This is a genomic window from Mycolicibacterium canariasense (assembly GCF_002101555.1).
In the GTDB taxonomy this organism is placed as follows: Bacteria; Actinomycetota; Actinomycetes; order Mycobacteriales; family Mycobacteriaceae; genus Mycobacterium; species Mycobacterium canariasense.
This window is the reverse complement of record NZ_LQOL01000002.1, coordinates 27,279-48,763: the sequence shown is the minus strand read 5'-3', so window position 1 is coordinate 48,763 and position 21,485 is coordinate 27,279. Positions and strand designations below refer to the sequence as shown.

The following is a 21,485-nucleotide window of genomic DNA, read 5'->3' as shown; positions in this document are numbered from 1 at the left end:
CTCATTTTCGAGAGACCTCGACCTCTATCCCGGCAACGACGCGCCAACCACCTCTACACCCTCATCTGTGAAGAGCCGGTCATCGTGTCCGACGGCAACAGTGCCGATGCCACCACCGCGATCGGTCATCGGTACGCCGACCGGGTCGTGGTGCACGACCTGCCGGCCCGCCAGACCATCGGCCAGGCCAGAAACATGGGGGCCGCGGTGGCCCGTGGCGATTTCTACGTCTTCCTCGACGCCGACGTGGTGATCCCCGATATCGACGAATTCTTCGGCACGGCACTGCAGCGGTTCCGCGCGAATCCGGAGTTGGTGGCCCTGACCGTCAAGTACCGGGTGTTGCCCGAGGCCAGTACATGGTTCGACACCTGGGTTTTCACGATGCTGGGGCTGCAATTCCGATTCCAGAACAACATCCTGGGTATCGGCGGGTCCGGCGGGGAGTTCCAGATGATCTCCGCGCAGGCCTTCCACGCCGTCGACGGCTTCGACGAATCGTTGGTCGCCGCCGAGGATATGGACCTGTTCCGCCGGCTGTCCCGAATCGGGCGGACCCGCTTCGACGGTCGACTCGCCGTGTTCCACACCGGCCGGCGGGCCCACGAGATCGGTTGGCCCAGCCTGCTGTGGCAGTGGTTCACCAACTCGTTCACGGTCTTCTTCTTCCAGCGGTCGGCCAGCCGGGAGTGGGAAGTGGTCCGGTGACTCGGCGCTAGCCGGCGGCCTCGGCTTTGGCCTTCAGCCGCGCCAGGGTGGCCTTGATGTGCTCGGCGTTGGCCGCATCCCGATCCGAGACCCCGGTGGCCAGCCCGGCCAGCGGTTTGAACCAGCCCGGCCTGCGATCCCAGGTTCGCTCGGTGACGGTGCACCCGCCGTCGTCGGCGGCGGTGATGTCGTACCGCCAGTGCGCGATCGGCAGACCGGTGGACTTGACGTCGAAGGCGAAGGTCCGGCCCGGCTCGGCCGTGGTGACCGTACACTTGGTGGTCCACTTCTTGGCGCCATTGCGGTTGTGCCCCTTGAACACCGCCCCCGCGACCGCCGCATCTCCGCTGAGCCACTCCATCGCGTGGGTTTCCTCGGCCAGGGTGGCCAGCGTGGCGAGATCGGTGATCAGCGCGTAGACGGCCTCGGGTGAGGCGGCGATGCTGACGTCGGCGCCCGCGGTGGCCGGTCCGGTGGTAACCATGCCGATGATGCTAAACCCGGCGGGTGGCGGGAATCACCTGCCCGGCGCGACACGTTGTTGACCGTATGAGTGAACGTCCCGTGCTCCAGCCCGGTCCGCAGCACCCCATCACCATCACGCCGACCGGGCTGCGCGTCACGGTCCGGGTGAACGGTGCCGTCGTCGCCGATACCGAGAACGCCCTGACCTTGCAGGAGGCGAGCTATCCGGCCGTGCAGTACCTGCCGCTGGCCGACGTCGACGCCGCGGTGCTGACCCGCAGCGACACCGCCACCTACTGCCCGTACAAGGGTGAGGCCAGCTATTACGACGTGGCCGGGGTGCCGGATGCAATCTGGACCTACGAGGACCCGTACCCGGCGGTGGCCGCCATCGCCGGCCGGGTCGCGTTCTACCCGGACAAGGCCGACATCGTCGTGGGCTGACCGGCCGGAGCCGTAATCTGGTGCGGTGCCCACCGGCAGTGTGGCCTTCCCCGGACCCGTCAGCCCGTTGCTGACGCTGTCGCCGCTGCGCCGTGGCTGCGGGGATCCGTGCTTCCGCGTCGTGGACGGCGTCATCTGGCGTACCAGCCTGATGCGCACCGGCCCGGTGACGGCCCGGATCGGCAGCACCCGCACCGTCGCCGAATGCGAGGCGTGGGGCGCCGGTGCCGACGAGTTCCTGGACGGGTTGCCCGCGCTGCTCGGCGCCGACGACGATGCCTCGGATTTCCATCCCGTCGAACCGACGATCGCCAGAGCCCATGAGCGGGTGCCGCATCTGCGGCTGGGCCGGACCGGCCGGGTACTGGAGGCGCTAATCCCCGCGATCATCGAACAGCGGGTGTCCGGTAAGGACGCCTTCCGTGGCTGGCGCCGGCTGGTGACGAAGTACGGTGCGCCGGCGCCGGGACCGGCCCCCGCGGGGATGCGGGTTCCGCCCGCGGCGGAGGTGTGGCGGCGCATCCCGTCCTGGGAGTTCCACCGCGCCAACATCGATCCGGGCCGGGCCCGCACCATCGTCGGCTGCGCGCAGCGGGCCGACGCCCTGGAACGGTGTCGCACCGCGGCGGGTTTCCAGTCGATGCCCGGGGTGGGTGAGTGGACCGCGGCCGAGACGATGCAACGCGCGTTCGGTGATGCCGATGCCATCTCGGTGGGGGACTACCACCTGTCCAACATGGTGGGGATGACGTTGCTGGGTTATCGCATCGACGATGCCGCCATGGTCGAGCTGCTGGAACCACTGCGCCCGCACCGGCAGCGCGCGGTGCGGCTGCTCGAGGTCAGCGGCCTGGCGCGCAACCCGAGGTTCGGTGCGCGCCAGGCCATTCCGGATCTGAAGGCGCTGTAGCTAGCGGGCCTGCTCCAGGGCGTCGTCGCGGTCCGGCCGGTCCGCGAGCTGTTCGGCGACACCGAACAGGAACGGATAGGCCACGCCGGCGATGGCGGCCCCGACCAGTGGAGCCACCCAGAACGCCCACAATTGGGCCGGTGCGCCGTCGCCGTTGAAGAAGGCCACCGCGGTGGAACGTGCCGGGTTGACCGAGGTGTTCGAGATGGGGATGGAGATCAGGTGGATGAGGGTCAGCGTCAGGCCGATGGAAAGGCCGGCAAAGCCTTTCGGCGCCCGGTCATCGGTGGACCCGAGGATCACCAGCAGGAAGACCGCCGTCAGGACGATCTCGGTGACCAGCACGGCCACCAAGGAGAACCCGCCGGGTGAGTGTGCGCCGTAGCCGTTGGCCGCCATGTTGCCCGCCGCGCTCCAGCCGTCCTGGCCGCTGGCCACGAAATAGATGACACCGCCTGCCACCAGGCCGCCGAGCACCTGCGCCACCCAATACAACGGCAGCGCCGCCCATTCCACACGGCGTGCCAGTGCCGCGCCGAGCGTCACCGCAGGGTTGAAGTGGCCACCGGAGATGGTGCCGAAGGCGTACACACCGGTGAGCACGGTGAGGCCGAATGCCAATGCGACGCCGAGGAATCCGATGCCCAATGAGGTTCCGTCGCCGGAGACGAACTTGGCGGCGAACACCGCACTTCCGCAACCACCGAGGACCAGCCAGAACGTTCCGATGAATTCTGCGGCCAGCCTGTGTTGCATTGTCGGTCTTGACATGACGAGCTCCTTTGCTGGATATGCCGTACCGTGAGAGTCGCACAGCCGATGGCCGACGCAGGACCCAGCAAAGGACATTGTGTCCGAATATTGGCTGATTAGAGACGGTTTCTAGACTCGGATGTCGCTGTCGCGATCGAAACGCTGCGACTTGCAGATCGACACGCGGGTCTGGCTCATCAGAAGATACGCGACGCCGACGGCGATCATCGCACCGGGTAGCACCGAGAACGAGTTCGCAGGCCATCATCGCCAGCACGACGAAATGCCCGGACCGTAAGGGATTCCGGGCAGTCGACCGGTCAGCGCGACGGTGCCGAAGAAGACGCGCAGCGGTGGAGGCCGGCACCCGGCGGATGCCGGCCCGGATTGGGCGGTGGCGTCAGAGATACGCCGTGAGCCTGCCCACCAGAGCCGGCCGACCGTCGGCGTCGAACGCCTGGGCGTCGGCCACGCCGCTGCTGCGTCCGCTGTGCAACGCCGTTGCGGTGTAGTGCGCGCGGCCACCGGAAATGAGCCGGCGCAGGTAGTTCACCCGCAGCGACGCGGTGTGCAACGGCCCGTCGGCCCGGGTCGTGTTGAGTGCGGCGGCAGCCACCAGTTCCAGGCCGGCCGCGGCCACGCCGCCGTGCACCGCGCCCATGCTGTTGTTCACCGCCGGACCGGCGTGCTGGACCAGCAGCGGGCCGGGGCCGCCGGCCTCGGCCACCTCGACGGCCATCAGCTCATCGAGGGCGTCGGGGACCGGTGCCGGCGCGTCGGGGCCGGCGTCGTCCGGCAGTGGCGGTGCGGACACGGCGATGTAGAACGTCCGGACCGTCCCCACCCCGATGCCGATGCCGCGGTGGCTGAGCTCGCAGGCCGACAGCGAGGTGGCGGTGGCGGCACCCACGGTCCGACTCTCGGCGAGCACCGGGGTGGCCGGGTCGGCGGCCAGGACGGCGTGCGCGTCGGGGGTGAACTCCATGGTCAGCTCGCTGGACACGGTCCAGTGCCCGTCCGGGCGGCGCAGATGATTGGCGAAGCCGGCGATGTGGTCGACGAGCACCGCCAGGGGTGCCAGGCTCGCGGCGCCGGTGAACGGATTGCACAATCCGGCCACCGGCATGGTGGCGGCGCAGCGCTGCGCCGTGGCGGCCAGGTTGACGATGCCGAACCGGCCCGGGGCGGTGTGCGGCGGGAAGGCTCCCGTCACCGGGTGACCCGCTGAACCAGACATTGCAGTACCAGACATTGCAGTCAGCTTGGCACGGCGTGTGCGCGGGCGGTGGAGGGAGGGAGTACCGCTGAGACCGATGTGCCTGATGTGGCAGGTGGGGTCAGTGATCGGCGCGGGTGTGCCGGTGCCTAAGAATCTGAACAGGCTTTGAGCAAATGGCATCCACAGCATTGCTGCAGCTTGCGGCGTCGACAAAGAAATCTTAGCAAAGCACAGTGCGGTAGGGCGGTCAGAGGCTCGGATACTGCCGCCATCCCCGTGCGGGGTGAGACCCCAAGTGCCGCAACAGGTTACGAGCCGGCGCCGGCGGCGACTCGTCCCCGCCGAGCGGGTCGCCGACCAGCTTAGTTAGGTCTGGCTAAGTTGGCATGTCAGGCGGTGCTTGTCATATCGTTTTTCCCAACTCAAGGCGAGCGGGACTGGCCGTCGTTCAATGCTGCACGAAAGGCACCGCGATCGCCTGGCCGGAACGCCGGCGGATGCCGCTGGTCACAGCAGGCAGCAACACACCCGGCTTCGCGCAAGCAGGGTAAGAGAGTAAAGGGTCAGGTGGTATCCGGATGGGACCAGTGCCCGGGAGTTTTCAGGGCTCCTCACGTCCGCGGGGTATGTACAACCCCGCCTACGAGCACGATTCATGCGGTGTGGCCATGGTCGCCGACATGCACGGCCGGCGTAGCCGCGACATCGTCGACAAGGCCATCACGGCCCTGCTGAACCTGGAACACCGCGGTGCCGCCGGAGCGGAGCCCAACACCGGCGACGGCGCGGGCATCCTGCTGCAGGTGCCCGACGCCTTTTTGCGCGCCGTGGTGGACTTCGACCTGCCCGAGGAGGGCAGCTACGTCACCGGCATCGCGTTCCTGCCCCAGTCCGCCCGGGACGCCAAGCTGGCCTGCGAGGCCGTCGAGAAGATCGTCGAGGCCGAGGGCCTGACGACGCTCGGCTGGCGCGACGTCCCCACCGACGACTCCTCGCTGGGCGCGCTGGCCCGCGACGCCATGCCCACGCTGCGTCAGGTGTTCATCGGCGGGGCCTCCGGGATGGACCTGGAGCGTCGCGCCTACGTGATCCGCAAGCGCTCCGAGCACGAGTTGGGCACCAAGGGTCCGGGGCAGGACGGTCCGGGTCGCGAAACCGTCTACTTCCCAAGCCTTTCCGGGCAGACCCTGGTGTACAAGGGCATGCTCACGACTCCGCAGCTGCGGGCGTTCTACCTGGATCTGCAGGACGAGCGGCTGACCAGCGCGCTGGGCATCGTGCACTCGCGGTTCTCCACGAACACGTTCCCGTCCTGGCCGCTGGCCCACCCGTTCCGCCGGGTGGCGCACAACGGTGAGATCAACACCGTCACCGGTAACGAGAACTGGATGCGGGCGCGCGAAGCCCTGATCCACACCGACGTGTTCGGATACCACAACGACCTGAACAAGATCTTCCCGGTCTGTACCCCGGGGGCCTCCGACACCGCGCGGTTCGACGAGGTCCTGGAGCTGCTGCACCTGGGCGGACGCAGCATCGCGCACGCGGTGCTGATGATGATCCCCGAGGCGTGGGAGCGCAACGAGGACATGGACCCGGCCCGCCGGGCGTTCTACCGCTACCACGGCTCGCTGATGGAGCCCTGGGACGGTCCGGCCTCGGTGTGCTTCACCGACGGCACCGTCGTCGGCGCGGTGCTGGACCGCAACGGGCTGCGCCCGTCGCGGATCTGGGTCACCAAGGACGGCTTGGTCGTGATGGCGTCGGAGGCCGGCGTGCTCGACCTCGACCCGTCGACGGTGGTGCAGCGGCTGCGCCTGCAGCCCGGTCGGATGTTCCTGGTGGACACCGCCCAGGGCCGCATCGTCTCCGACGAGGAGATCAAGGCCGACCTGGCCGCCGAGCACCCGTACCAGGAGTGGCTGGATGCCGGGCAGTTCCACCTCGACGATCTGCCGCCCGGCGACTACGTCAAGATGCCGCATCACCGCGTCGTGTTGCGTCAGCAGGCCTTCGGCTACACCTACGAGGAGCTCAACCTGCTGGTGGCGCCGATGGCGCGGACCGGCGCCGAGGCGCTGGGCTCGATGGGCACCGACACGCCCATCGCCGTGCTCTCGCAGCGTCCCCGCATGCTCTACGACTACTTCCAGCAGCTGTTCGCGCAGGTCACCAACCCGCCGCTGGATGCCATCCGCGAAGAAGTGGTCACCAGCCTGGAGGGCGTCATCGGCCCCGAGGGCGACCTGCTGAACCCGGACGAGAACTCGTGCCGCCAGATCGTGCTGCCGCAGCCGATCCTGCGCAACGCCGAACTGTCCAAGCTGATCCACGTCGACCCCGACCATGAGATCCGCGGCCGCAAGCACGGCATGCGGGCCGCGGTGGTGGGCTGCCTGTACCCGGTCGCCGACGGTGGCCCCGGACTGCGCCGCGCCCTGGAAGAGGTCCGGGCGAAGGTGTCGCAGGCCATCCGCAACGGGGCGCGCATCATCGTGCTCTCCGACCGGGAGTCCAACGAATGGCTGGCGCCCATCCCGTCGCTGCTGGCGGTGGCGGCTGTGCACCACCACCTGGTCCGGGAGCGCACCCGCACCCAGGTGGGCCTGGTCGTCGAGTCCGGTGACGCCCGCGAGGTGCACCACATGGCCATGCTGTGTGGGTTCGGCGCGGCCGCGATCAACCCGTACATGGCCTTCGAGTCGATCGAGGACATGGTCGACCGCGGCATCATCACGGGTCTGACCAGTGACCAGGCCAAGGCGAACTACGTCAAGGCGGCCGGCAAGGGTGTGCTCAAGGTGATGTCCAAGATGGGCATCTCCACGCTGGCGTCCTACACCGGCGCCCAGTTGTTCCAGGCGGTCGGTATCAGCCAGCGGGTCCTGGACGAGTACTTCACCGGATTGCATTGCCCCACAGGCGGTATCGATCTGGACGACATCGCCGCCGACGTGGCCACCCGGCACTCGCTGGCCTACCTGGACCGGCCGGACGAGTGGGCACACCGCGAGCTCGAGGTCGGTGGCGAATACCAGTGGCGCCGCGAGGGTGAGTACCACCTGTTCAACCCGGACACGGTGTTCAAACTCCAGCATTCCACCCGCACCGGGCAGTACTCGGTGTTCAAGGAGTACACCAAGCTGGTCGACGACCAGAGCGAGCGGATGGCTTCGCTGCGTGGCCTGCTGAAGTTCAAAGAGGGTGTCCGCGAGCCTGTTCCGCTGGACGAGGTGGAGCCGGCGAGCGAGATCGTCAAGCGCTTCTCCACCGGCGCGATGAGCTACGGATCCATCTCGGCCGAGGCGCACGAGACGCTGGCCATCGCGATGAACCGGCTGGGCGGCCGGTCCAACTCCGGAGAGGGCGGCGAGAGCGTCGACCGCTTCGAGCCCGACGCCAACGGCGACTGGCGCCGCAGCGCCATCAAGCAGGTGGCCTCGGCCCGATTCGGCGTCACCAGCCACTACCTGACCAACTGCACCGACATCCAGATCAAGATGGCTCAGGGCGCCAAACCCGGTGAGGGCGGCCAGCTTCCGGGGCACAAGGTGTACCCGTGGGTGGCCGAGGTGCGGCACTCGACGCCGGGCGTCGGGCTGATCTCACCGCCGCCGCACCATGACATCTACTCGATCGAGGATCTGGCGCAGCTGATCCACGACCTGAAGAACGCCAACCCGTCCGCGCGGATTCACGTGAAACTGGTGTCCGAGAACGGCGTCGGAACGGTTGCGGCCGGCGTCTCCAAGGCGCACGCGGACGTGGTGCTCATCTCGGGGCATGACGGCGGCACCGGTGCGACCCCGCTGACCTCGCAGAAGCATGCCGGTGCCCCGTGGGAGCTGGGTCTGGCCGAGACGCAGCAGACGCTGCTGCTCAACGGCCTGCGCGACCGCATCGTGGTGCAGGTCGACGGCCAGCTCAAGACCGGCCGCGACGTGGTGATCGCCGCGCTGCTCGGCGCCGAGGAGTTCGGTTTCGCCACCGCTCCGCTCGTGGTCTCGGGCTGCATCATGATGCGGGTCTGCCACCTCGACACCTGCCCGGTGGGCGTGGCCACCCAGAACCCGGTGCTGCGACAGCGGTTCAACGGCAAACCGGAATTCGTGGAGAACTTCTTCCTGTTCATCGCCGAGGAAGTTCGCGAGCACATGGCCAAGCTCGGCTTCCGGACCGTCAACGAGATGGTCGGTCAGGTGGGCGCACTGGACACCCAGCGTGCCGCCGAGCACTGGAAGGCGCACAAGCTCGACTTGGCTCCGGTGTTGCATGAGCCCGAGTCGGCGTTCATGAACCAGGACCTGTACTGCACGTCCACCCAGGATCATGCGTTGGACAAGGCGCTGGATCAGCAGCTGATCGCCCAGTGCCGGGAGGCCATCGACAATGGCACCGCGGTGAGCTTCACCACCAAGATCGCGAACGTGAACCGAACGGTCGGCACCATGCTCGGCCACGAGGTGACGAAAGTCTACGGCGGCGAAGGTCTCCCGGACGGCACGATCGACATCACGTTCGACGGTTCGGCGGGTAACAGCTTCGGCGCGTTCGTCCCGCGGGGTATCACGCTGCGGGTTCGCGGCGACGCCAATGACTATGTGGGCAAGGGCCTTTCGGGTGGGCGCATCGTGGTGCGCCCGTCGGCCGGTGCTCCGTCGGACTACGTCGCCGAGGACAACATCATCGGCGGCAACGTGATCCTGTTCGGCGCCACCAGCGGCCAGGCCTTCCTGCGCGGGGTGGTGGGCGAGCGGTTCGCCGTCCGCAACTCCGGTGCGCACGCCGTCGTCGAGGGCGTCGGTGACCACGGTTGCGAGTACATGACCGGCGGCAAGGTGGTCATCCTCGGAAGCACCGGGCGCAACTTCGCCGCCGGTATGTCCGGTGGTGTGGCGTACGTGTACGACCCGGACAAGGCCTTGCCGGACAACGTGAATCAGGAGATGGTGGATCTTGACGTGCTCGATGACGCCGACCTCGAATGGCTGCACGGCATGATCACCGCGCATGTGGATGCCACCGATTCGGCTGTGGGACACCGGATCCTGGCGGACTGGCCGGCGCATCAGTCGAAGTTCGTGAAGGTGATGCCACGCGATTTCAAGCGCGTGCTGACGGCGATCGCGGAGGCCGAATCGGCCGGGGCCGACGTCGACGAGGCGATCATGGCGGCGGCTCGTGGCTGATCCGAACGGTTTCCTCAAGCACACCAAGCGGGAGACGCCCGCCCGTCGTCCGGTGGACCTGCGCCTGCGGGACTGGAAAGAGGTCTACCAGGACTTCTCCAAGGACACCCTGCAGGTTCAGGCCTCGCGGTGCATGGACTGCGGTATCCCGTTCTGCCACAACGGTTGCCCGCTGGGGAACCTGATTCCCGAGTGGAACGACCTGGTGTTCCGGGGTCGTTGGCGTGACGGTATCGAGCGGCTGCACGCGACCAACAACTTCCCGGAGTTCACCGGCCGGCTGTGCCCCGCGCCGTGCGAGGCATCGTGCGTGCTGGGCATCAACCAGGATCCGGTGACCATCAAGCAGGTCGAGGTCGAGATCATCGACAACGCCTGGGAGCAGGGCTGGGTCAAACCGCTGCCGCCGGACGTGCTGACCGGTAAGAAGGTCGCCGTGGTCGGATCCGGGCCCGCCGGCCTGGCCGCCGCCCAGCAGCTGACCCGCGCCGGGCACGAGGTGACGGTGTTCGAGCGCGCCGACCGCATCGGCGGCCTGCTGCGCTACGGCATCCCCGAGTTCAAGATGGAGAAGCGCCACATCGACCGCCGCCTGGAGCAGATGGCGGCCGAGGGCACCCAGTTCCGCACCGGGGTGAACGTCGGTGTCGACCTCACGGTCGAGCAGCTGCAGGAGGACTTCGACGCAGTGGTGCTGGCAGGCGGGGCGACCGCCTGGCGCGACCTGCCGATCCCGGGCCGCGAACTGGACGGCATTCACCAGGCCATGGAATACCTGCCGTGGGCCAACCGGCTGCAGCAGGGCGACGATGTGGCCGGACCCGACGGGCAGCCGCCGATCACGGCCAAGGGCAAGAAGGTCGTCATCATCGGCGGCGGCGACACCGGGGCGGACTGCCTGGGCACCGCGCACCGCCAGGGCGCGGCCAGCGTGCACCAGTTCGAGATCATGCCGCGCCCGCCGGAGACCCGGGCCGACTCGACGCCGTGGCCGACCTATCCGCTGATGTTCCGGGTGTCCTCGGCGCACGAAGAGGGCGGCGAGCGGGTGTTCTCGGTGAACACCGAGCAGTTCGTCGGGACCGACGGCAAGGTGTCCTCGCTCAAGGTGCACGAAGTCGAGATGAAGGCCGGCAAGTTCGAGAAGGTGCCCGGCTCCGATTTCGACCTGGATGCCGACATCGTGTTCCTGGCGATGGGCTTCGTGGGTCCCGAGCGTGAGGGCTTGCTGACCGACCTGGGGGTGGAGTTCACCGAGCGCGGCAACGTGGCGCGTGACGACGACTTCCAGACGACGGTGCCCGGCGTGTTCGTGGCCGGTGACATGGGCCGCGGGCAGTCGCTCATCGTGTGGGCCATTGCCGAGGGCCGGGCTGCGGCCGCCGCCGTGGACCGTTTCCTGATGGGGGAGTCGGCGCTGCCGGCACCGATCAAGCCCACCGCCGCGCCCCAGCGATGAGCGCGTGCGCGAAGAGCCTCCGGTCTCAGCGATGAGCGCTTAACCAAACCGTCGCGAGATTGTTGTTGTTGCGGTCTGCACTCGCAGAACACCGCAACAACGGCAATTTCGCGATACGGGGCGGTCTCGGAACGATCGCGCGACGCCACTCCAGCAACTCCTGCCACAGCAAAAACATCCGATTTATCGTCGGCGCGCCTTGCTGTGTTTGCTCGGGGAGCGGTATCTAATGAGTGGGCAGGGGTCGTGCGGTAAAGTGACCCCACGGTGCAGCTATACGCCCGACCGCAGGAGTTCCTACCGTGTACATCAACCCGTATTCACGGTCCCGATTGAGTCGAATTGCCTGGTCATGGCTCCGCCATCCAGTCAAGAGCCGCGAGTTTCCAGCTAAGCACGAACGCCTGATCACCCAAGCCGAGTTGCTGCGCTACGGCGTCTGATCCGGCTCGTCGAGCGGCCCGTCGCTGACGGACGCGCTATTTTGCCAGTTGTTATCGAACCGTTACCAGCATGCCGTGGCGGGTGCGGGTGACGATTACCCGGCCGCGGAGACGGCCGGAGTTCCCGCCCGCCGGCACACGCTCAGGGAGCGAGGTATCCGCCGTCGACCACGAGCGACGTTCCGGTGACGTAGCTGGCCTCGTCGCTGGCAAGGAAGAGCGCGGCGTAGGCGGTCTCGATCGGCACGCCCGGGCGCCCCAGGACGGTGCCGGCGATCAGGGCGGCGTTGATCTCGGGGTCCTGATGCTCATTCATCGGCGAGAGGATGTAGCCAGGGTGTAGCGAGTTGCAGCGCACGCCGTCCTTGCCATGCGTCGCGGCGACGTTCTTGCTGACGTTGAGGATGGCGCCCTTGGCGGCCTGGTAGGCATACGAGCTGGGCACACCGGCCAGCCCCCAGATCGACGAAACGTTGACGATCGACCCCTTCTTCGCCCGGATCATGTGCGGCAGAACAGTTTTCATGCCGTAGAAGATGCTCTTGAGGTCGACGTCGAGCACCCGATCGTAGATGTCGTCGGTGGTCTCGAGGATGGGTTCGTACAGGCAGATCGCCGCGTTGTTGATCAAGATGTCGATGTGGCCGTGGTCGGCGACGATCCGGTCGACGACGGATGTCCACTGGTCGGCTCTGGTCACGTCCATCTGCAGGAAGTTGACGGCGCTGTCCTGCGTATCGGCGGCCTCGAGCACGTCGGCCGAGTACACGGCCGACGCGTTCTCGCGCATGAAGAGTTCGGCCATCTCGCGGCCCTGACCGCGTGCGGCGCCGGTGATCAGCGCGACCTTGTCGTCCAGTCGTCCCATGCTGGTGTCCTTTCCGATGACGGCGCCGCGACTCTTGCGAATTTTTGTATGACGGTCATATAGTCGCCTCGCCGGTCACACTCTAGGGCATCACGTGACCGCAATCACACCCTCGGTGGGACCATTCGAGACAAGGGAGTTCTCATGGCCGAACACTCGGTTCCGATCAGCGTCTGGCAGGTCAAGTACGGCGAGCGGGTGGTGCGCCGCAGCGACGTGCTCAACGACTACGCCCAATACGGCCTGCCCGACGGCACCCTCGACATGGACTACAACTTCTGGGTCGCCCGGGCGGGTGGCAAGACCATCCTGATCGACACCGGCTACGACATACCCGCCCGCGACTGGCTCGGTGAGATCAGCGTGACACCGCCGCGGGTCGGGCTCGATCTCGTCGGCGTCGACCCCGAGGCCGTCGACATGGTCATCACCTCGCACTTCCACTACGACCACATCGGCGAACTCCGTCTGTTCACCAATGCGCAGGTGGTGTCAGGCCAGGCTGAATATGACTACTGGTTCGGCAAATGGGAAGCGGGCACGCTGGACGGCGAGTTCACCACCGCTGAGAACCTCGAACCCGTCCGCAAGGCGCGTGACGAGGGCCGGTTGCGGCTGATCTCGGAGGAGACCGAGGTGTTTCCCGGTATCACCGTGTATCCCATCGGGGGGCACTGCCCCGGCGAGCTGCTGGTGCGCATCGACGGCGCCGACGGCGGCCTGATCCTCGCCGTGGACGCGGCGCACTTCTACGAGCAGATCGAGAACGAGTGGCCGTTCTTCGCGTTCACCGACCTCGACGAGATGAAGGCCGGGCTGGCCTTCATCAATCGGTTGGCCGCCCAGACCGGTGCCGCGGTCATCCCTGGGCACGACGCCCGGGTGCGTGACCGCTATCGCGCCGCACCCGGCCGGGCCGCCGAAGTCGCCAACGTCCTGGCCTGAGTCCTTGACTGCGGTCCACGGACCACCGCCGCCCCTTAGGCTGGAGCCATGCCTGGCAATTCGCTCGCCGCTTCGTGGCCGGCCGCGCCCGTCGGTCGCACCGCCGCGCCCCTGCGCGAGCAGGTGATCGCGGCGCTGCGCCAGGCGATCCTCGATTTCCATCTCGTGCCCGGGCAGCGCCTGGTCGAGCGGGAACTGATCGAGAGTCTCGGAGTCTCGCGGACCACCATCCGGGAGGCCTTGCGTGAACTTGCCTCCGAGGGGCTGGTGACGGTCGTCCCACAGCGTGGAGCAATCGTCACCGTGCCGTCACTCGACGACGCCATGGACCTTTACGAGGTGCGCGCCTCGCTCGAATCGCTCATGGTGCAGCGGTTCGTCGAGCGGGCCAGCGACGATCAGGTGGGCCAACTCGGGCGCACCGTCGAGCATTTCGCCAAGGTGGTCGAATCGGGTGCCGAGGTGCGCGACATCCTGGCGGCGAAGAACCGGTTCTACGTCGTGCTCACCGCGGGCGCCTCCAGCAACGCCGTCCAGCAACTCCTCGAGGCCATCCAGGCAAGGGTGCAGGTGCTGCGCGCGACATCGCTGTCCGAACCGGGTCGTGCCCACGACGTCATCGGTGAACTGCAGGGCATCGTCGGCGCCATCGCAGCCAGGGACGCTGCGCGGGCTTCGGAGCTGATGGCCGGGCACGTCCGCGCGGCAGCGCGGACCGCACTGTCCAGCCTCAAGGACGGCGTCGCCTGACGGCGGCGCGGCATCTCTAACTCCACTCTTGATCCACCTCGCGGGGTGACGTACGTCGGCGCCGGGCGAGCGCCGGCCGGAATTTCGCCGGATTGAATGACTGTCATACAAAACTGCGGTACGTTGCGATCAACCACAGCGCGTCATCGAAGACATCGCATTGGAGGTCGCTCACGTGCACACCACAACGGCCCGGGCGCCGAGTCGGGCCCGCATCGCGGTCGCCGTCGGCATCGGGAACTTCATGGAGTGGTTCGACTTTGCGGTGTACGGGTTCTTCGCCGCGATCATCGGTGAGTTGTTCTTCCCGCCGGGCACTTCGCCGTTTGTCGCGCTGCTGTCATCGCTGGCGGTGTTCGCGGTCGGCTTCGTGATGCGCCCCCTGGGCGGATTCGTGCTCGGCCCGATCGGTGACCGCTTCGGGCGTCGGATGCAACTCGCGGTCTCGGTCGTCGCCATGGGAACCGCGACCACGCTGATCGGGGTGCTCCCGGACTACGCGGCCATCGGCGTCGCGGCACCCTGCCTGCTCGTCCTGCTGCGCTGCGTACAGGGCCTGTCGGCGGGCGGCGAGTGGACCGGTTCGGCGGCGTTCCTCGTGGAGTCGACCCCGACCCACCGTCGCGGCATCTTCGCCAGCGTCATCTCCGGTACCGCCGCGCTGGCGACGATCGCCGGCAGCCTGTTCGCGCTCTTCCTCAACTCGGTTCTCACCGAGGAGCAGATCCTCAGCTGGGGATGGCGGGTGCCGTTCCTGATGGCCGCCCCGCTGGCCCTGATCGGTCTCTACATCCGTTCGCGCCTGTCCGAGACGCCGGTGTTCGAGAAAGTCAAAGCGCAGCAAGCGATTCAGGAGCCGGATCGGCTCGCGGTCTTCCGCGGCTTCCGCCGCAACATCAAGCCCATCCTGCTCACGCTCGCGATCGCCGCCGTGCAGGGGCTGGGGTTCTACTACCTCGCCACCTACGTGGTGAACTACCTCATCTCGACGGTGAAGCTCGACCGCGGCACGGCCCTGGGACTGGCCGCGATCGGCCTGTTCGTCTACATGATCTTGTGCCCGGTCGCCGGGGCGCTGTCCGACCGGTTCGGCCGCCGTCGGCTCAACATCATCGGCACCATCGGCTACGTGGTGCTGCCGTTCCCCGTCTTCCTCATGATGTCCGGCGGCGACAGCATCGCGATCGTCGCAGGAATCAGCATCTTGAGCCTGGCCCAGTGTCTGGTCAGTGTGACCACCGTGGTCATGCTCGTCGAGCTGTTCCCCGCCTCCACCCGAGCCTCGAGCAGTGCACTCGGCTTCAACTTCGCGCTGGCCTTCATCGCCGGCCCCGGCCCGTTCATCGCGGCCTGGATCGCCGGCGTGACGGGCAGCGCGGTGGCCCCGGCCGGCTACCAGGTGCTCGTCGCGGCGATCGCGCTGGTGGTCATCGTCCGGTGGTTGCCCGAGACGGCGGGGCGCAACATCGCCGCCGACCACGCCGAGGACGAGGAGCATGCGGGGGAGGGCGGCGCGGCGGGCGTACCCGCCGACGCGATCGGATCGAAAGGAAAGCGATGAGCTCCGAGAACTACCGGGTCACCATCGTCAAGTACGGCGAGCGGTCGACCCGCAAGTCGGATGTCTACCTCAACCACCACATCTACGGTGAGGACGACGCCCCGATCGGCATGGACTACTTCTTCTGGGTGCTGCAGAATGCCGACCGCACCATCGTCGTCGACACGGGTTTCTCCCGGCGCGGCGGCGAGGTGCGCAAGCGCACGTTCGGGATCGACCCGGCCCGCGCATACGCGGCCCTCGGTGTCGACCCGGAGGCGGCGCCGGATGTCGTCGTCACCCATGCGCACTACGACCACATCGGCAACCTGGGCCTCTTCCCCCGATCGAGACTGGTTATCGCACAACGTGAATACGACTTCTGGACCGGACCACTCGGACAGCGCAGGCAATTCCACTACTCGATAGAGGACGAGGAGATCGCGACACTCGTTGCTGCGGCACAGGACGGCCGGCTGCACACCTTCGAGCGGTCGCTCGAGCTCGCCCCAGGGGTGACCCTGGTCGAATTGGGCGGGCATACACCGGGTCTGAGTGTCGTCTTCGTGTCGACCGAGGAGGGCACCGTCCTGCTGGCCTCCGACGCGGTGCACTACTACGAGGAGCTGGATGCGGACATGCCGTTCGCGTTCGTCGCCGACCTGCCGGCCATGTACGCGGGTTTCGACACGATCACCGACATGGTCTCGTCCGGCCGAGTCACCCACCTCGTCTCCGGTCACGACCCCGGCACGCTGTCCCGGTTCACCCCGGTCACCGAAGGTGAGCTCGCCGGCATCGCCGCCACGATCGGATCGTTGGCATGACGGGCCGGTTCGCCGGACTCGTAGCCGTGGTCACCGGGGCGGCGTCCGGCCTCGGGCGCGCTTCGGCGCAACGATTGGCCGAGGACGGCGCCCATGTCATCGCCGTCGACATCAACGGCGATGCCGTCGAAGCACTGGCCGCGACGCTGCCCACCGAGTCCATCGGCGTGCGCGCGGACATCGCCGAGGAGGCGAACGTGGAGGCCTATGTCGCCGCGGGGGTCGACGCGTTCGGCCGGATCGACCTGCACCACCTCAACGCCGGCATCTTCGGCAGCTTCGCCGAGCTCCCCGACCTGACGGTCGACGACTTCGAACGGGTGATGGCGGTCAACGTGCGCGGCCAGTTCCTCGGCCTGCGCGCCGCATTCCGCTGCTACCGCCGGCAAGGCACGCGCGGGTCGATCGCGGTCACCGCCTCCATCGCCGGACACACCGGTGCGGCGGATCTGCTGCCGTACCAGACGTCCAAACATGCGGTCGTGGGACTGGTGCACGCGGCGGCCGTCTACGGCGGGCCCCTGGGCATCCGCGTCAACGGCGTCGCACCCGGCATCGTGCCGACCGAGTTGTTCGCGGCGGCCGCGTCCGCGTCGGGTGGCAAGAACGACATGGTGCGGCGCGCCTCGACGACGCCGTTGCGCCGGGCGGGCACCGCGGCCGAGATCGCCGGGGCCGTCGCCTTCGTGCTCAGCGACGACGCGGCGTACATGACGGGGGAGATCCTCGCCGTCGACGGCGGCGCGTCGATCGTGAACACGGTGCGGCCCTCCGGCGGCGCCGGAGCGTGGGACACGGGCGCGGTCGACGACGCCCTCTACGGGAAGGAGTGGCGCCGATGACGGCGAAGCCACCAACGGTCGGTTTCATCGGGCTGGGCAACATGGGCGGTCGCATGACGGCGTGCATCGTCCGCGCCGGCGTGCAGGTGCTCGGCTTCGACATGCGGCAGGGCGCGGCCGAAGAGGTCGGCGCCACCGCTGCACCCACGGCGGCGTCGGTGGTCGAGGCATGTGACGTGGTACTGCTGTCGCTGCCGGACAGCACCGTCGTCGAGGCCGTCGTGTACGCAGACCCCGCCTTCCTCGCCGCGGTGCGGCCCGGGCAGGTGATCGTCGACCTGTCCACCTCGGCGCCGGCATCGACGCGGCGCATCGCGGCCGACATCGCCTCGCGTGGCGCGGAATACCTCGACGCGGGCATCTCCGGGGGCGCGGCAGCCGCCGAGAAGGGCACGCTCACGCTGATGGTGGGCGGAGATGCCGCCGCGGCCGAGCGCGCCCGGCCGGTGCTCGACCACTTCGCCGCGAAGATCTTCCACTGCGGTGCCAGCGGCGCCGGCCACACGGTGAAGCTGCTCAACAACTTCCTCAACGCCGTAACCCTCTCGGCCACCGCGGAGGTCATGGTGGCGGCGAAGAAGGCCGACCTCGACCTGGCGACGGTGCTCGACGTCATCAACGCCAGTTCTGGGGTGAGCTTCGCCAGCCTCAACCGCTTCCCCAAGATCATCGAGGGCGACTATCTCAAGGGCGGGCTGACCAACACGTTGATGCTCAAGGACGTCGCGCTGTATCTCGACCTCGTCGCGGCACTCGGGGTGGCCAGTCTCAACGCTCCCGGGCCGGTGGCCGCGTTCGGCCTCGCCCGCCAACTCGGCTACGCCGATGCGATCAGCAACACCGTCGTCGACGCGATCGGCGACATCTCCGGCGGCATCCGCCTCCACGACCCGAAGGGAGACGCGTCATGATCATCACCTCGCCACGAGCCCAGGCCGGCACCGCCGGCAAACCCGGCTCCCAATTCACCGGTGCGGCATACCCGTACGTCACCATGCCCGCCACCGACGGCGTGACCATCAACACCGTCGACTTCACGCCCGGTGCCCGGACCCACTGGCACTCCCATGAACGGGGCCAGATCCTGCAGGTGCTCGCCGGCCGCGGCCTCATCCAGGCCGACGGCGGCCCGGTGCACGTGCTGAGGGCCGGCGACACCGTCTGGGCGGCGCCCGGCGAGCGGCACTGGCACGGCGCGGCCCCGGACAGCTTCATGGTGCACACCGCGATCTCGCTGGGCGTCACGGCCTGGGAGGTCCCGGTCACCGAGGAGGAATACGCAGCACCCACCAGCGAGGAGAACGCGCCATGACCACCGACGGCACACACGGCCAGAGCTACGAACGCGGCATTGAGATCCGCAAGAACGTACTAGGGCACGCCCACGTGCAGAAGTCACTCGACGCGGTCAGCGAATTCTCCCGGCCCATCCAGGAATTGGTCACCGAGTACTGCTGGGGCGAGGTCTGGTCGCGTGACGGCATCGACCGCAAGACACGGTCCATGCTCAACCTCGCGATGTTGACTGCGCTCAATCGGATGCACGAACTCGGCGTGCACGTCAGGGGAGCGATCAACAACGGGGTGACACCCGCCCAGATCCAGGAGGTGCTCATCCAGTCCGCCATCTACGTCGGCGTGCCGGCGGCGCTGGAATCCTTCCGGGTGGCCGAGCGGGTGCTCAAGGAGATGGACATCGATGTCTGAGGTGGCCGCCGCGCCGACGCCGACCATAGGGTTCATCGGGCTCGGGCGGATGGGCAGTCCGATGGCGCGCCTGTTGGCCGAGGGCGGGCACCGGGTGCTCGGCTACGACCTCTCGCCAGAGGCGCTCGCCCAGTTGGCCGGCGCCGGGGGCACCGCCGTGCGGTCGGCCGGTGAGGCCGCGGCCGCCGACGTCGTCGTGCTGATGCTGCCGGACTCCACCGTCGTCACCGCCGTGCTGCGCGACGACGCCGTGGTCAGCGCACTGACGCCCGGGCGCATCGTGATCGACATGAGCTCGTCGGAACCGGTGCGGACACGACAACTCGCCGCCGAGTTGGCACAGCGCGGTGTGCACCTCGTCGACGCCCCCGTCTCGGGCGGTGTGCGGGGTGCACAGACCGGCAAGCTGACGATCATGGTGGGCGGCGACACCGAGATCGTCGACCGCGTCGAACCGGTACTCAAGCTGCTCGGCAGGCCGGTCCGGGCCGGCGACGTCGGTGCCGGCCACGCAGTCAAGGCGCTCAACAACCTGATGTCGGCGACCCATCTCTGGGTGACGAGCGAGGCCATGGTCGCCGGCCAGCGGTTCGGGCTGGACCCCGAGGTGATGCTGTCGGTATTCAACGGGTCCAGCGGACGCAGCGGTTCCACCGACAACAAGTGGCCCAACTTCATCCTGCCGGGCAGCTATGACTCCGGTTTCGGACTGCGATTGATGCTCAAGGACATGAAGATCGCGACCGCGCTGGCTCGCGCGGTCGGCGTCGAGCCGGTCCTCGGGGACGAGGCCGTCGAACTGTGGAGTCACGCGGCCGACGATCTGGCGGCGACCGCTGACCACACCGAGGTGGCGCGATGGATCGCTTCGACGGCGCTACCACCGAGCGACGCGAATACCGCACGGACAGAAGGAGAGACGGCATGACGATGACGACACGCCAGCAGCAGGTCAAGGACGACTTCGTCCGTGTGCGCGGCACATGGGGTGAATCGTGGGACGCGATCCTGCAGCTCGACCCGGACTTCCTGGAGGCCTACGCGGCCTTCTCGTCGGTGCCCTGGCGCGATGGGCACAACCACCTCGACGACAAGACCAAAGAATTCATGTTCATCGCGGTCGACGCCGCGGCCACCCACATGTACGCACCCGGTGTACGCCAGCACATCAAGGCGGCATTCGCCGCCGGCGCGACGCCGAGCGAGATCATGGAGGTGCTGGAACTGACCTCCACGCTCGGCATCCACGCGATGAACATCGGGGTGCCGATCTTGGTACAGGTGCTCGTCGAGAAGGGACTGCGTACCGGCCCAGCGCCCTTGGACGCGAACCAGGAGCGGATCAAGGCGGAGTTCACCGAGAATCGTGGGTACTGGCATGCCTTCTGGGACGAGATGCTCGAACTCGACCCCGACCTGTTCGAGGCGTACACGAACTTCTCGAGCGTTCCCTGGAAAACCGGCACACTGTCGCCGAAGGTCAAGGAACTGGTCTACATCGCTTTCGACACCGCCGCCACCCATCTCTACGTGCCGGGTCTCAAACTGCACATCGAAAACGCCGTCGGGTACGGCGCCACTGCGGGCGAGATCCTCGAGGTGATGGAGATCGCCAGCGTCATCGGCATCCATGCGGCGACGACCGCCGGGCCGATTCTTGTCGAAGAAGCCCGCGCGGCGGGGTTCGACCTGGACCAGTGACGCACCGGATCCGTGCTATGGACACAGCGAACTTCGAGCGGTCGGCCGAGGATCGAGAGCCGCTGACCGGCTGTTGATCACCAATCGGTGATCGGCAATCCCTATGGTGCCCTGCACTTTTTCCGATTGGACAACTCCGGCGGGGTTGGGCAGCGTTGATCGCGTCATCGACAGCGGGTCAGCGCGGACCGGCTCGAAGAGTCGTCCAAGGGAGACATTGGGTGCCGCAATCCGGATTCTCGGCCGATGACTTCACCCTGGTCACGCCCAGGACATTCGACCAGCTCGAGGTCGGCGAGATCTTTCGTGCGCCGAGCAGGACCGTCACGGACGCGCATGCCTCGGCCTTTCAGGCCGTCTCGGCCGACAACCATCCCGTGCACTACGACGTCGAGTGGGCGCGGGCACACGGTCACGTCGCCCCGGTGGTGCACGGTCTGCAGGTGCTGGCGTGCACGGCGCCCGGGGCCACCCTCTTCCCGCACGTCATCGGTGAGGTGTTCGTCAGCTTCGAAAGCGTGTCCTGCCGCTTCCTGGGTGAAGTGCACGCCGGTGACACGCTGTACCCGCAGTTGGAGATCGTCGCGTTGTCCGATGCCGGCGAACTCGGCCGCGTGACCACCGCAGCGACCGTGCACAACCAGCGCGGGGAACTGGTGCTCGACGGTCAGCACACCTACTTGCTGCGGCGCTGACGCACATCATCTTCCGACCG

20 protein-coding genes and 1 pseudogene are annotated in these 21,485 nt (G+C 67.7%); 16 read left to right on the top strand and 5 right to left on the bottom strand.

Annotation, left to right across the window (positions count from 1 at the left end; all coding sequences use genetic code 11):
- On the top strand, positions 1-708 hold a 708-nt coding region (locus AWB94_RS00275), incomplete at its 5' end, for a glycosyltransferase (RefSeq protein WP_133058195.1).
- A 7-nt stretch (positions 709-715) separates the two neighbouring features.
- On the opposite strand, the gene AWB94_RS00270 is transcribed toward AWB94_RS00275, so the two are convergent.
- Positions 716-1,192 carry an SRPBCC family protein gene (locus tag AWB94_RS00270; RefSeq protein WP_062660018.1) on the bottom strand — a complete coding sequence of 159 codons (477 nt, stop codon included), beginning with the start codon at positions 1,190-1,192 and terminating at the stop codon, positions 716-718.
- Positions 1,193-1,257: 65 nt separating this feature from the next.
- On the opposite strand from AWB94_RS00270, the gene AWB94_RS00265 reads away from it, so the two are divergent.
- Together AWB94_RS00265 and AWB94_RS00260 are read left to right on the top strand one after the other, a co-directional pair.
- Complete coding sequence (locus AWB94_RS00265) at positions 1,258-1,617, top strand: DUF427 domain-containing protein (RefSeq protein ID WP_024455114.1); 360 nt, start codon at positions 1,258-1,260, stop codon at positions 1,615-1,617.
- Between the two features lie 25 nt (positions 1,618-1,642).
- Positions 1,643-2,527, top strand: coding sequence for a DNA-3-methyladenine glycosylase family protein (locus tag AWB94_RS00260; RefSeq protein ID WP_062660019.1), 885 nt, complete (start codon positions 1,643-1,645; stop codon positions 2,525-2,527).
- On the opposite strand, the gene aqpZ is transcribed toward AWB94_RS00260, so the two are convergent.
- The 3 genes and pseudogenes from aqpZ to AWB94_RS00250 form a co-directional block, all read right to left on the bottom strand.
- Entirely contained in the window at positions 2,528-3,298 is a 771-nt protein-coding gene (aqpZ, locus tag AWB94_RS00255) for an aquaporin Z (protein WP_062660020.1), read from the bottom strand. It abuts the gene before it with no gap.
- A 111-nt stretch (positions 3,299-3,409) separates the two neighbouring features.
- Positions 3,410-3,592: pseudogene (locus AWB94_RS36205) on the bottom strand (chloride channel protein); the annotation flags it as partial.
- An 88-nt stretch (positions 3,593-3,680) separates the two neighbouring features.
- Complete coding sequence (locus tag AWB94_RS00250; RefSeq protein ID WP_062660021.1) at positions 3,681-4,517, bottom strand: PaaI family thioesterase; 837 nt, start codon at positions 4,515-4,517, stop codon at positions 3,681-3,683.
- A 560-nt stretch (positions 4,518-5,077) separates the two neighbouring features.
- Between AWB94_RS00250 and gltB the strand changes: the two genes are divergently transcribed.
- Together gltB and AWB94_RS00240 are read left to right on the top strand one after the other, a co-directional pair.
- Positions 5,078-9,688: a glutamate synthase large subunit gene (gene gltB / locus AWB94_RS00245; protein ID WP_062660022.1), complete on the top strand. Its 4,611-nt coding sequence runs from the start codon at positions 5,078-5,080 to the stop codon at positions 9,686-9,688.
- Entirely contained in the window at positions 9,681-11,147 is a 1,467-nt protein-coding gene (locus AWB94_RS00240; RefSeq protein ID WP_062660023.1) for a glutamate synthase subunit beta, read from the top strand. The genes gltB and AWB94_RS00240 overlap by 8 nt, the downstream gene beginning before the upstream one ends.
- Before the next feature lie 585 nt (positions 11,148-11,732).
- On the opposite strand, the gene AWB94_RS00235 is transcribed toward AWB94_RS00240, so the two are convergent.
- Entirely contained in the window at positions 11,733-12,458 is a 726-nt protein-coding gene (locus AWB94_RS00235; RefSeq protein ID WP_062660024.1) for an SDR family NAD(P)-dependent oxidoreductase, read from the bottom strand.
- A gap of 144 nt (positions 12,459-12,602) precedes the next feature.
- Between AWB94_RS00235 and AWB94_RS00230 the strand changes: the two genes are divergently transcribed.
- The 11 genes from AWB94_RS00230 to AWB94_RS00180 all read left to right on the top strand — a co-directional run bounded on the left by AWB94_RS00230 (position 12,603) and on the right by AWB94_RS00180 (position 21,465).
- Positions 12,603-13,403 carry an N-acyl homoserine lactonase family protein gene (locus AWB94_RS00230; protein ID WP_062660025.1) on the top strand — a complete coding sequence of 267 codons (801 nt, stop codon included), beginning with the start codon at positions 12,603-12,605 and terminating at the stop codon, positions 13,401-13,403.
- 48 nt (positions 13,404-13,451) lie between these two features.
- A complete protein-coding gene (locus tag AWB94_RS00225; RefSeq protein WP_062660026.1) occupies positions 13,452-14,153 on the top strand; it encodes a GntR family transcriptional regulator in 702 nt (233 codons plus the stop codon).
- A gap of 175 nt (positions 14,154-14,328) precedes the next feature.
- Positions 14,329-15,714, top strand: coding sequence for an MFS transporter (locus tag AWB94_RS00220; protein ID WP_064961424.1), 1,386 nt, complete (start codon positions 14,329-14,331; stop codon positions 15,712-15,714).
- Positions 15,711-16,520 (top strand): N-acyl homoserine lactonase family protein, encoded by an 810-nt coding sequence (locus AWB94_RS00215; RefSeq protein ID WP_062660027.1) that lies wholly within the window; start codon positions 15,711-15,713, stop codon positions 16,518-16,520. The genes AWB94_RS00220 and AWB94_RS00215 overlap by 4 nt, the downstream gene beginning before the upstream one ends.
- Complete coding sequence (locus AWB94_RS00210) at positions 16,517-17,362, top strand: SDR family NAD(P)-dependent oxidoreductase (RefSeq protein WP_062660028.1); 846 nt, start codon at positions 16,517-16,519, stop codon at positions 17,360-17,362. Before AWB94_RS00215 ends, AWB94_RS00210 begins: the two co-directional genes overlap by 4 nt.
- Positions 17,359-18,273: an NAD(P)-dependent oxidoreductase gene (locus AWB94_RS00205; RefSeq protein WP_062660227.1), complete on the top strand. Its 915-nt coding sequence runs from the start codon at positions 17,359-17,361 to the stop codon at positions 18,271-18,273. Before AWB94_RS00210 ends, AWB94_RS00205 begins: the two co-directional genes overlap by 4 nt.
- Entirely contained in the window at positions 18,270-18,674 is a 405-nt protein-coding gene (locus AWB94_RS00200) for a cupin domain-containing protein (RefSeq protein WP_062660029.1), read from the top strand. Before AWB94_RS00205 ends, AWB94_RS00200 begins: the two co-directional genes overlap by 4 nt.
- Complete coding sequence (locus AWB94_RS00195; protein WP_062660030.1) at positions 18,671-19,069, top strand: carboxymuconolactone decarboxylase family protein; 399 nt, start codon at positions 18,671-18,673, stop codon at positions 19,067-19,069. Before AWB94_RS00200 ends, AWB94_RS00195 begins: the two co-directional genes overlap by 4 nt.
- The gene (locus AWB94_RS35600) at positions 19,062-19,997 is read left to right on the top strand and encodes an NAD(P)-dependent oxidoreductase (RefSeq protein WP_064961425.1); all 936 of its coding nucleotides are present in this window, start codon (positions 19,062-19,064) and stop codon (positions 19,995-19,997) included. Before AWB94_RS00195 ends, AWB94_RS35600 begins: the two co-directional genes overlap by 8 nt.
- Positions 19,994-20,770 (top strand): carboxymuconolactone decarboxylase family protein, encoded by a 777-nt coding sequence (locus AWB94_RS35595; RefSeq protein WP_062660031.1) that lies wholly within the window; start codon positions 19,994-19,996, stop codon positions 20,768-20,770. The genes AWB94_RS35600 and AWB94_RS35595 overlap by 4 nt, the downstream gene beginning before the upstream one ends.
- 221 nt (positions 20,771-20,991) lie before the next feature.
- The gene (locus tag AWB94_RS00180; protein ID WP_062660032.1) at positions 20,992-21,465 is read left to right on the top strand and encodes a MaoC family dehydratase; all 474 of its coding nucleotides are present in this window, start codon (positions 20,992-20,994) and stop codon (positions 21,463-21,465) included.
- Positions 21,466-21,485: the final 20 nt, after the last annotated feature.

Bases quoted from the DNA above. Each gene is read 5' to 3' on its own strand.
- AWB94_RS00270 (WP_062660018.1), bottom strand. From the start codon at position 1,192: ATGGTTACCACCGGACCGGCCACCGCGGGCGCCGACGTCAGCATCGCC.
- AWB94_RS00265 (WP_024455114.1), top strand. From the start codon at position 1,258: ATGAGTGAACGTCCCGTGCTCCAGCCCGGTCCGCAGCACCCCATCACC.
- aqpZ (WP_062660020.1), bottom strand. From the start codon at position 3,298: ATGTCAAGACCGACAATGCAACACAGGCTGGCCGCAGAATTCATCGGA.
- AWB94_RS00250 (WP_062660021.1), bottom strand. From the start codon at position 4,517: ATGTCTGGTTCAGCGGGTCACCCGGTGACGGGAGCCTTCCCGCCGCAC.
- gltB (WP_062660022.1), top strand. From the start codon at position 5,078: ATGGGACCAGTGCCCGGGAGTTTTCAGGGCTCCTCACGTCCGCGGGGT.
- AWB94_RS00235 (WP_062660024.1), bottom strand. From the start codon at position 12,458: ATGGGACGACTGGACGACAAGGTCGCGCTGATCACCGGCGCCGCACGC.
- AWB94_RS00230 (WP_062660025.1), top strand. From the start codon at position 12,603: ATGGCCGAACACTCGGTTCCGATCAGCGTCTGGCAGGTCAAGTACGGC.
- AWB94_RS00225 (WP_062660026.1), top strand. From the start codon at position 13,452: ATGCCTGGCAATTCGCTCGCCGCTTCGTGGCCGGCCGCGCCCGTCGGT.
- AWB94_RS00215 (WP_062660027.1), top strand. From the start codon at position 15,711: ATGAGCTCCGAGAACTACCGGGTCACCATCGTCAAGTACGGCGAGCGG.
- AWB94_RS00210 (WP_062660028.1), top strand. From the start codon at position 16,517: ATGACGGGCCGGTTCGCCGGACTCGTAGCCGTGGTCACCGGGGCGGCG.
- AWB94_RS00205 (WP_062660227.1), top strand. From the start codon at position 17,359: ATGACGGCGAAGCCACCAACGGTCGGTTTCATCGGGCTGGGCAACATG.
- AWB94_RS00200 (WP_062660029.1), top strand. From the start codon at position 18,270: ATGATCATCACCTCGCCACGAGCCCAGGCCGGCACCGCCGGCAAACCC.
- AWB94_RS00195 (WP_062660030.1), top strand. From the start codon at position 18,671: ATGACCACCGACGGCACACACGGCCAGAGCTACGAACGCGGCATTGAG.
- AWB94_RS35600 (WP_064961425.1), top strand. From the start codon at position 19,062: ATGTCTGAGGTGGCCGCCGCGCCGACGCCGACCATAGGGTTCATCGGG.
- AWB94_RS35595 (WP_062660031.1), top strand. From the start codon at position 19,994: ATGACGATGACGACACGCCAGCAGCAGGTCAAGGACGACTTCGTCCGT.